Here is an 11860-nt window from a genome sequence, read left to right on the forward strand (position 1 = left end):
AGGGTGTTGTGCTGACGGTGGCGGATATGGAGCGGCTGCTCGTCGTGTTCTTCGGTGAGCGGCCGGAGGGTGGGGTGGATCCGCGTCCTGCTGCTCTGATGGATTTTGTGGGTGCGGCGGGGCCGACGGTGGCGGCGATGTGGCCGGAGCTGCATAACTGGGCGCGGGAGCTTGCCGGCCGTATGGGGCACAGGTTCGGTCCGGCGGAGAGGTTGAGCCTGGTCCGGCTGGTTCGGATGGTCCGTCCTGCGGGTGGGTGGGGTGATTCGGTCCGGGAGGCGTTGGAGGAGCTGGCGGAGCGGCTGCTCGGGGCGGGCGCCGGGCCGGCCGAGTTGCTCGAATCGGCGCACCGGCTGTGGGAGCTGTCCGGTGAAGTGGTGCTGTCGCGGCCAGCGCTGGTGGCGGTGCGGTGGGTGGAGGAATGGGCGCGGGATGATTTGGGACTTCTGTCCGATGATCCGTTGTCGGTGGAGCAGCTGACGGCTTTCGCGGCGGGGCTTGTCGGGGAGGGCGGTGGAGTCGCCGGGACGGGGGCGTTGCAGCGGTTGCTGCGGACCACGGCCGAGCTGATGCCGCTCACCCATCCGAAGGTGCTGGAAGAGGGCACGGACCTGTCCGGCCTGTCCCCGTACGGGGCGAGGAACACGCTGCAGGATGCTTACCGGGTTCGGTTGTGGCGTGAGTTGGGGGGTGTGTCGGTTCCGCGATCGGTTCAGGAGCTGTGGCAGGCGGAGCGGTTGCACCGCCTGGTCACCGACCATCTGGAAGATGCTGCCGGGGATGTGTTGACGGTGGCGGATGCGGAGCCGCTGCTGGTCCTGTTGTTCGGGGGGCGGCCGGAGGGCGGGGTTGATCCGCGTCCTGCCGCGCTGGTGGATCTTGTGGGTGCGGCGGGGCCGACGGTGGCGTCGAGGTGGGATCAGCTGCATCAGTGGGCGCAGCAGCTTGCCGGCCATGAGGGTGGGGTGTTCGGTCGGGCGGAGATGTGGAGCGTGGTCCGGCTGGTTCGGATGGTCCGTCCTGCGGGTGGGTGGGGTGATTCGGTCCGGGAGGCGTTGGAGGAGCTGGCGGGGCGGCTGCTCGGGGCGGGCGCCGGGCCGGCCGAGTTGTTCGAATCGGCGCACCGGGTGTGGGAGCTGTCCGGTGAGGTGGTGCTGTCGCCGCAGACGCTGTTGGCGGTGCAGCGGGTGGAGGAGCGGGCGAGGGAGGATCTGGGCTTTGAGCCCGGTACTCCGCTGTCGGTGGAGCAGCTGAGGACCTACGCGAGTGTCATGGGGGACGGGAGGATCTCCGGGGCGGAGGCGTTGCAGCGGTTGCTGCGGACCACGGTGGAGCTGATGCCGCCTGACAACGGGGGCGTGACTCATGTCATGGTTGCACCCGAGCAGGCAAGTGCCGTCGCGGACCTGAAGGTGCAGCCCGATGCCGGGTCCGGCACGGACAGGACTCCCGTTACGGCTTCGGACGAGGCCCGGCCATGGACGGACAACGCCGTCGCAGTGGCCGATGTGCCGTTCTCCAAGCCGTCGACCGTCGAGACGATCGACCGCTTGGGACGCTCGACGGCCCTGCGCCCGTTCGGCTCGGCAGAGGGTTCCACCCGGCCGGAGGTCGTCCAGGCTGGCCCCGCCGTACGCCGTCCCCTGCTGCGCAACCTCACCGACGGACAGTTCCGCGACCTGCACGGCCAGGACATCCTGGCAGGCCGGCTGGCACCCCAGGACATCATGTTCCCGGAGCAGTGGGAGCACCTGGAGGCCGACGCACCCGTCCGGGTGTCGAGCGGCACCCTCCTCGACCTGCCGTTCAGGACCGACTACCGGGCAGAGATCCGCACCTACAGCATCCGCACGACGGAGCGGGACGGCCGGTCGCGGACACTGACCGTCACGGAATTCACCCGCGACGTCCACCTGCAGCCGCACCCCTCGCTGTCGGCCGAGGAGATCGATCGGGCCAAGGAGGCGGCACGCGAAGGCGTCGACCGGTACCTGAACTTCCAGCACCTGCTTCCGAACCTGTCGCAGCTGCACGTGCGGCTGCGGTTCACGGACGCACCGGCCCCGGGGACGGAGAGCGTCGAGCTGGTGCCCGGGAACGGTGACGAACCGGGCGCCAAGCCACACTCGGCCCGCTGGTACGCGGGCATGGAACAGGTCACGTTCGCGCACGAGCTGGGCCACACCGTGTTCGGTCTCGTCGACACGTACTCCGACCCGCGGGCGGACAACCGCTCCTCCGCCCTGTCACCCGGTACTCGCAGGGACGGCGGGCTCATGGGCTCGACCAGCCAGTTCTGGCTGGTCGACGCCGCCCTCAAGAGGGACCGGGCCGGCCGGGCCGTCGGTGAAACGGCGACCGGTCTGCACGACGCAGACCTCCAGCTGATCGCCGAGCTGGCCGGCCCGGCGCTCGGCGGCGCGCCGACGCAGGGCACCGCAGGGCCGGTGCGCGCCACTCCGCGCCTGGTCGACCCGACCCGGTTGGCGGACCTGGCCGTGCCGGAGGTCATCGGGCGCCTGCTGGAGAGCGACGAGTTCCGCGTTCCCGAGGACCGCGACGGACAGCAGTACGTCCACGAAATCGACATGGCGATCGCCTACCTCCGCAGGCAGCCCAGGGACCGGGCCGAGCTCGACGACGTGACGGCGACCGTTCGGGTGGCCGGCCAGCTCCTCGACGGCGTCCCGGGTGCACTCTTCCGCGGCGACCTGCTGGCGAGCTTCAAGGTCCTGTGGGACCACCTCCGGCCGACCGGCGGCCCCGCCGACGCGGTGGAGGTACCGGCGCGCGCCCGGTTCGTCCAGCGACTGAGCGCGGCACTGGGACTGCCGACGGGTACGAAGGTCGACTCGCTCCTCGTGGAGGCTGCCGCCAGGGCAGCCGCCTACCAGGCCAGGAGCGGCTCGGACCTGTCCCAGCTGCCGCCGGGGCGGGCCCTGGAGATCGGCCGCCGGATCCAGCTCTGGCGCGAGTTCGGCCGGACCGCCGACCCGCAGTCGGCCCAGGAGCTCGAACTTGCGGGGAAGCTGTACGCGCTGGTCGCCGCCGACCGTGGCGACACCTCGGGGCGCCCGTTCACCCGGGCGGACGCACAGGGCGTGCTCACGGCGTTCCTCGGCCCCCGGCCGCAGGGCGCGGAGGACCCGCGTCTCACCGCCTTGATCGACCTCGTCGGCACCTACGACGGCAGGGCCCCGCTGACACCGACGTCGCTGCGCGCATGGACGCGGGACCTCGTCGGCGTCCGCACCGGGCAGGACCTCGGGCACGGGGAACTCCGGAACCTGGCCCGTGTCCTCCGGCTGGCCGGCGGCCAGGGGCTGAAGGGCTACACCGAGAAGCTCCTCGGCCGAGGGGCGACCCCCGGCGAGCTGCTCGCGCTGGTCGGCCACCTCTGGGAGCTGGACGGTGCGGGGATCCCCTCGCAGCTCATGATGACGGCGGTGCGCCGGATCCAGGACTGGGTGCGGAACGCGGAGGGCCTGGAGGCCGACGCGCCGGTGTCGACGGAGCTGCTGAAGGCCTTCGCGGCAGGTCTGGCCCAGGAGGCACGATCGTCCTCCCCGGCCGAGGACGCCCGGCGGCTGCTGCGTGTCACAGCGGACCTCCTGCCGAGCTACGGACCGTCGCTCGACGCGGAGTTCGCGGCACTGTTCCTGTCCGTGTCCGAGCAGGCCGTAGGCGGGACGGGGGCCGACGAGAGCCAGGAGCCCGCGGGCCCGGAGGACACGGCCCCGCGCGGCACCACCCTGTGGCCGGGGCCGGTGCTGGCCTCCTCGAAGCTGAACGCGAACGCCGTCGCACAGCCGCCGACCACCGCCGGGGCGGGCACCGTCGTGGCCGCGGCGGCCGCGGCCGCGGCCCAGGGCAACGCGCTGTTCCAGGGATCGATGGGGGCCACGCTGCCGGGACGGATGGACGGGTTGCCGCAGCGATTCCGCACCGGCGCCGCCAACGCGGGTCCGGCGACGGTCGTCGCCGGACCCGCAACTGCCGCCCCGCGGCCGTTGGTACGCAACCTGACAAAACAGCAGTTCGACGCATTGCACGGCGAGGACCTGCTCGCGGGCCGACTGCCCGTCACGGACGTCCTGCTGCCGGAGCAGTGGCAGCACCTGGAGGTCTCGGCGCCGGTCCACAGGACCGGAGGCCTGGTCGCCGACCCTCCGTTCGGCAACCCCTTCGGTGCCGAGGTCCGCGTCTACCAGCTCGACGTGCAGGGGCACGACGGCCAGCCCCGCACACTGCAGGTGACGGAGTTCACCCGCACCCTCCACCTGGCGCCGACCTCTCCGGCGATCACGCCCGCGGACATCGCCCGGGCCAAGGCACGGGCGCTCGACGGGGTGGACCGTTTCCTGAACTTCCAGCACCGTCTCCGCAACCGATCACAGCTGCACGTGCGGCTGAAGTTCTCGGACAGCACGGTGGGTGCGGCGCAGAGTGTGAGCCTGTCGGTGGGCACCGGCCGCGAACCTGGGGCGAAGGTCAACTCGTCCTCCTGGTACACGGACATGGAGCCGTACTCGTACGCGCACGAGACAAGCCACGTCGTCCTCGGCCTTCAGGACCGTTATCCCGACCCCGGGGCGAGCAACAGGGCCGCCGTGCTGTCCCCCGGCGTGAGTCACAGCCAGAGCCTGATGGGCTGGAACGCCGACGTGTGGTTCCACGACGGCTCGTTCAGGCACGACCGGTCGGGACGCGTGGTCGACATGCTCTTCAGCGGCCTGCGCGACGAGGACATCGACGAGATCCTCCGGCAGGCCGGCGCGGCCCTCGACGTCCCCCCGACACGCGGGCATGCGGGCCCGGTGCGGCTCCGTCCCCGTCTGGCCGGTCCGGCGCGGATCACCGAACTCGCCGTGCCGCAGGCACTCAGGGAGCTGCTGGACAACCCCGAGTTCGCGATCCCCGCCGACCGCGACGGGTTGCACTACGTCAACGAACTCGACATGGCCCTGACCTACCTCGGCGAGCCGCCCGCCGACCGCCCCCACCTCGGATACGTGACGGCGGTCCTCACACTGGCCGGCGAACTGCTCGACGGCGCGCCGTGGTCACTGTTCCGGGACGGCCTGCTGTCCGACTTCCGGCCGCTGTGGGAGAAGCTGCGCGCGAACGGTGCCTTCACCGGAGACACCATCCCCCCGGCGGCAGCTGTCCGGCAGCAGATCGCCACGCTGCTGGGCCTGCCCACACCCGCCGCGGTCGATCCGCTGGCCGTCGAGGCGGCGATCCGGGCAGCCGCGTACCAGCAGCGCATCGGTTCGGACCTGTCGCAGCTGCCGCCGGAGCGAGTACTCCGGATCGGCCGGGCGATCCAGCTCTGGCGCGAACTGGGACGCACCGAGGACCCGCAGTCGCCCGAGAAGCTCAAGACCGCGGAGAAGCTGTACTCCCTGGCATCCGCCTTCCTCCGCGACGAGTCGGGACGTGCGTTCTCCCAGCCGGAACTGTCCGGACTGCTGGAGCGGCTCTTCGGCCGGAGGTCCGAAGGGAGGGTCGAGGACCAGCGCCTCACCTTCCTCGTCCACCTCGCCGACGTGTACGACGGGACTGCGGCGCTCAGGCCCTCCTCGCTCCAGCAGTGGGCCAGGACGGTGGCCGGTGCCCCTGCCGGGTCGAACCTCGACCCCGACGAGCTGCGCAACCTCGCCAGGCTCGCGACGGTCGCCGAAACGCTCAAGATCCGGCGCGACAAGCTGAAGCGGCTGGCGACAGGCCTGCTGGGCGAAGGGGCCCAGGTGGCGGACCTCCTGCACCTGGCCGGGCTGATCTGGTCGCTCATGGGAGCGGGAACGGTCCCGAGCACGGAACTCATGCGGAGCACGGCGCTGGTCCGCGGCTGGGCCGCGCAGGAGTTCAACCTTGCCTCCGACCGGGAGCTGACACCGGGCAGCCTGAAGACCTTCGTCGCCTCGCTGCACCAGTCCGTCACGGGGCACAGCCTGTCCGATCCCCGGGACACCACCCATGCCGTATCCCTGATCAACCAGGTCACCAAGCTGCGCCACGACTTCGGCGACGCACTGACCCAGGCGCACCTGGAGGCGGACTACAACCTGACCCTGATCGCCAACGGCCGCGACCTGCCGACCATCCAGAGGCGCGTCTTCGGCAGCGCGGGTGCTCCGCGCACCGTGCTGATGGGGTTGGCCATCAGGACACGGAGCTATCAGCAGGCCATGTTCGGGTCGCTGGCGAGGCTGGCGGCCGTGCACACGGTGGAGACCTGGGCCGCCGCGGCGGGCGCGTTCCTGCCCCTCTCCGGGCACCAGCTCCGGAAATGGGCCTTCCACCTGGGCCACCAGAATACCCAGGGCCTGTTCAGGACGGTCGAAAGGCAGCTCGACAACTCGCCCCACGCCGGCACGCTCGACGACCTGCGGCAGGCGTTCGACGCCACGGTGCGCCGAAACCTCGCCGCGCGGCAGCACCCGGGCCGGGGCGGCGCCGGACCGGCGGTCGTCATGCCCACCGGCATCTGGTTCCCGTCACGCGGTACGACGCAGGCTGACCTCGACGCGGTGCTCGCGGTCCAGGGCGCCAAGGACTGGCAGCTCGTGGCAGGCCACGGCGAGACCGGCGTGGTCGAGGTCGACGGCGCGCTGGTCGGCGGCGCCGCGGTGCTGAACGCCGTACGGCCGCACCTGAGCGCCGTACTGGACCTCGCCTTCCTCACCGACTACGCGGCCAAGACGGACGACGGCGGCACGTCGCTGCTCACGGACACCCACAACGCCTCCGGCCGACGGATCCTCGGCCCGACCCACCAGTCGGTCGTCACCATCTGGGGCGAGGTGGTGTCCGGCTCGCTCGGCGTCGATCCGAACGGCGAGCGCTTCGTCGTCGCCGACGGCGACTGGGTGGTGGTCGAGGACGGCAGCGAGCGCCGGCTGAACACGCCGTATCTGAGCCAGGCGTGGGCGGCCCTCGGGGCCGCCCGGGTGGTGGGCAGCGGCCTGCCGCCGCAGGGCGGCGTCCAGGTGGTGCGCACACCGGATGCGCCGCAGCCCACCGCAGCGGCGCAGCCCGCGATGGTCCAGCCTGCGACCGTGCCGCCAGCCGTCACGCAGCCGTCGCCCGCCGTCGTCCAGCCGCCGGCTTTCCGGCGACTGTGGCGGGCCGAACTGCGCTACGGGGACCGTGCGACGCTCTCGGGGGTCCACCACGCGCCGTTCCCGGAGCAGCTGGAGGCCTACGGCGTGAACGTGGTGGTCGCGGACGCGGTCCACCTGAACGGCACGCGCCGGGCGACGGTGTGGTTCCTGGACACCTCGGTGGCCCTGGGCACCGCCGAGGCCGGGCTCCCGACCCGCTGGCGGTCGGAGTCGGCGGAGGCGATCCGCACACTGTTCCCGGAGGAGTGGACAGCGGACCGGGTGAACGACGCGGTGCTGCGGGCCCACGCCGAGGCCCTGGCCTCCGGGAGGGTCCAGCCGCACCCGGACGGGCACGGCCACCACTTCGTCGGCGAGGCCGACGAGGTTCGGATCGAGGGGCTGGTCCGCGACGGCCGGTTCGTCGCGTACCGGCCGACCGCCCACCAGCCGTATCCGTGGTGGCCGACCACCAAGGCTCCCGTGGGCAGGACCGACACCGGCGTTTTCGTGCCGCCCGGGACCGGGACCGGTGTGGCGCTGGCGGTGCGGTACGAGCTCTTCCGGAACGGGCAGCTGGGCGTCACGCTGACGGTACCGGCGCACCTCGGCGGCGACCGGCAGGAAGCCGAGGACTTCGGCGCCCGGCTGGAGGAACTGCTCGCCGACACGTACAACCGGCTGCCGCGGCTCGTCGGCGGGCCGCTGGTCCGGCTCGAGCTCAAGTGGGTCGACCGGCCCGAGGATGCCCGCTGGTCGTTCACCGTTCCGCGCAACGCGACGTCCTGGCGGGACGACCGGATGAAGATGCTGCTGATGCAGGCGGTCGGTGCGTCCGCGGACCCGGCCGAGCTGGCTGCGCTCGCCGCCGCGGCGCGGATGCAGGAGCCGGTGGGCGCCATGCACCCGGTGTCGAACGGCTCGCGGGCGGACAGGCTGAAGGAACTCGCGGACGCCATCGACGCGATGGACCCCTTCGCCGGCGCGCCGACGCTCCGCGAGTACAAGCAGCCGGCTCCGACGACGGTCACCAGGATCGTGCAGGAGGCCGGGTTCGCTACGGCGTTCACACCTGGTGCACCGCGCAGCGGTTACCCGGCAGGCGTGTTCCCGGCGGGCTGGACCGAGGAGGAGATGCGGTACGCCGCCTACCAGGTGGCTCGGAACACCGACTCGGTCAGGAGCGCGGACCCGGCCGACCCGGCCCGTACGCTCGTGACGGGCGAGTTCGCGGGCATCGGCCTGCGCCTGGTGCTGGACGGTCAGGGGAGGATCCTCGACTTCCGGCCCACTGCGCAGTCCCTGGCCGAGCAGCCGGCCCAACAGTCCGTGACGACTGCTCCGCAGCCGCTCCAGCAGTCCGCCGGGCAGCCGACCGCACAGCCTGCCGAGCAGATGGCGGCTGATCAGCCGCTCGCGGTCTGGCCGCAGGAGAAGCACGTCGGGACGGGCGCGGCGAAGCGCGCGCAGATCTCCCTCCAGGGGCGGCCGCTTCGGCTGGGCTATCAGCACCTGATCTTCCCGAGTGGCCAGCTGGCGCTCCTGATCAGCGTGCCGGTGCACTTCGGTGCCGTTGACGCGGCGGTCGCGGAGACGTTGCGGCAGGGGCTCCAGGACCTGATCGATCGTACGCTGAATGCGGCTCCGCGCAGGGCCGGTACACCGCTGGTCAGCATCTCGGTCGTCGGCACGCCCCGACGGGTGTCGGAGCGTCAGTCGCTGAGCCTCACGTCGTCGACCGAGTTGGCCGGGCCGGCAGGGCCGGCGGTGCTCCAGGGACTGCTGGGCGTGTCGGCGGACGCGGACGGCGTGACCGAGCTGCTCGGACTGCTGGGTGCCGATCCCGCGGCCGACCCGATGACCCTGCCCCAGGGCGTCGACCCGGTCGCCGGGCAGGCCCGCCTCGACCAGGCGCTCCGGGCTGCGGGCCTCCTCGTCGGCCCGTCGGCCCCGGCGGCGTCCGCACCGGTCACCGCCATGGCGACGAGGGCTGGGCTCAACCCGCCTGCCCCGAAGCCGACCTGGGCAGTCGTCCCGGCCTCGGGCCCGACGGTCGGATCGCCCGCCGCAGGGCCGTTCGCCGGCCCGTACGGCGCCCCGGTGCAGGGCCGGCTCGACAGCTGGTTCAAGGCGCGCTTCGCAGGAGTTCCGCGGACGGTTGCCGGCACCAGCGGGCCGGTGACCGACACCAACCTGGTGCGGCCGGCCCTGCGCAACCTGTCCGTCGGCCGGTTCGTCCGGCTGCACGGCGGTAACCGACTGGCCGGCACCGTGCAGCCGGATGACGTGCTGCTGCCGGAGGAGTGGCAGCACCTGGAGGGCGATGCCGAGGCCCGTACGGTCGAGCGGGCCCTCTCGGACCCGCCGTACGAGCTCACGGCCCGGGCGGAGATCCGGAAGTACCAGGTCATGCGGCGGGGTGCGGACGGTGCCGTGCAGACGCTGGAGGTCACCGAGTTCAGCCGGGACATCCACCTCGTGCCGGACCCGCTGCTGTCGCAGGCGGAGGTGAACCGGGCGAAGGCGCGCATCGCCGACGGGGTCAACACCTACCTGAACTTCCAGCACCGGCTGCCGGACGGCTCCCAACTGCATGCACGGCTGCGGTTCGTCGACGCCCCGACCTCCCAGTCAGAGACCGTCGAGCTGCTTGCCGGGAACGAGATCGACCGGACGGACGCCGGTCGCTGGTACACGGAACTGACGCACGCGGCCTATGCGCACGAAACCGCCCATCTGATGTTCGGCTTCCTCGACCGCTACGTCGACGTGCTGTCGAGCGCGCGGCGTACCCCGCTGTCGCCCGGCGTCCGCCGGAACGACGGGCTGATGCAAAACGCGCGGGCCATCTGGGACACTATTGACTTGTACATGACTGATCATGCCGGACGGGAGGTTCATTCCCTGGCAGGTCTGCTCGATGACGACCTGGAGGAGATCGGTACCTTCGTGGCGCAGTCCGCCGACGTCGAGCCCGCCCGCGGACAGGCCGCAGCCGTGATCGTCCGGCCGAAGCTGACAGGGCGGCTGCAACTCGAGGACCTGCTGCTGCCCGGAGAGGTGGCCACGATGCTGGCCTCCGAGGAGTTCCGGGTGCCGCCCGGCCGGGACGGCGTTCGCTACGCCCAGGAACTCCACTGGGCTTCGCTGTACCTCGGGCGCCCGCCGCGCGACCGTGCCGAGCTGGCCCACACGGGCAAGGTCCTCGACCTCGCCGGGGAGCTCTACGCCGCCACGACGACCTGGCTGTTCGGGCAGGACCTGATGGAAACCTTCCGCGCCCTGCGGGAACACCTCGCCGGACGCTTCCCGGTGCCGTCCGGCGAGGTGCCGGCAGCCGCGGACGTGCGGGAACAGGTCCGGCAGCTGCTGGGTCTGGCGCAGACCGCCCCGGTCGGCCCGGACGAGGTCGACGCGGCGGCGCGTGCCGTGGCCTTCCACCGGCGCCACGCCCTGCCCGTCCCCACGTCCGGTGGGCTGCTGACGACCGGCCGGGCTCTGCGGATCTGGGCCGAACTGGGCTCGCACACCAGCAAGATCGGCCAGAGCGACATCGAGACCGCAGTCGGAATCGGCCGGGCAGCAGCCGAGCACAACGGCACCGAACCGGAGCGCATCCTCAGCCACGTCGACCTGGAGGGCCTGCTCGACGACCTCTTCGGCCCGCATACTGAAACACCCGACATCCGGGACCGGCAGCTGATCGACCTGATGGCGCGCTACGACGGCAGCGGCGGTCACTCGGCGGACGCGCTGCGCCGCTGGGTCGCGGACTTCGCCGGATACCCTGCCGGGTACGTGCTCACGCCCGGCCAGACGGTGATCGTCGTCCGCCTCGCGGCGGTCGCGGACATGTACGGGATCGCTCGTGGTGACGACCAGTTCGCGCTGCTGTCGGACCGGTTCCTCGGCGCGGGCGCACCGGCCGGAGCGCTGGTGCACGCCGCCGGCCTGCTCTGGGAGCTGCACGGGCCGTCGGTGCTCCTCACGCCGCAGGCGGTGGCCGAGATGCGCACGGTGGTGCGGTGGGTCAAGGAGTGGACGGGCCTCCACCACGAGCAGGTGGTGACCCTGCCGCGGGTTAAGGCTTTCGAAGCCACCCTGCGGGCGGAGCACGGTGTCGGCTACTGGACCACGGTGGATGCCGCGGACCCGGTCACCTTCCTCCTCGCAGGAGTGGGACGTCTGTACCCCCTCTACGGTCACCTGCTGGTGGCCGGTCATGTCGCGGCGGTCCAGCGGATCAACCAGATCGGCGTCGGTCGCAGCCTGGGCGCCATCATGAACGAGGTGTTCTCGGGAGGCGGCTCCGACCTGGCCGACCTGATCGGCCTCTACACCCGGACCTTCGACCTCTTCCAGGGCCCGGTCCCCTCCGTCGCACGCCTGACGGCGGTCCGTCGGCTGGAGGAGTGGGCCGCCGAGGCGGGCGCCGTACTGCCCCTCGCCGAGACGGAGCTGGCGCAGTGGGCCGGGCAGCTCCTCGGCCAGGACACCGGCATCGCCCTCGTCCGCGAGATCGAGCGGCTGCTCGGCGGCGTGTCCTCGGTCGGCGGGACCATGGACGACCTGCATTCAGCCTTCCTCCAGGTGGCGGCGCCCGGCAGCACCGTGCAGCAGCTGCCGTCCGTGGTGTCGATGTCGACGGGTGTGTGGTTCCCGCGGGTGGGTGGTTCCGCGGTGGAGGGGGGTGCGGCGTTTGCGGTGCCGGGTGCGGTGGGTTGGCGTCTGGTGGTGGGTCATGGTGCTGCGGG

General features: G+C 72.0%; 1 protein-coding gene (running past one end of the window). It reads left to right on the forward strand.

Annotation, left to right across the window (positions count from 1 at the left end; translation table 11 throughout):
* Positions 1 to 11860, forward strand: part of the annotated coding region (locus tag SNE206_RS37850; protein ID WP_407918133.1) for an EndoU domain-containing protein (this coding region is incomplete at both ends). Its footprint begins 16385 nt before the window's first position; 11860 of its 28245 annotated nt are in view.

It is taken from the genome of Kitasatospora sp. NE20-6, from assembly GCF_045862635.1.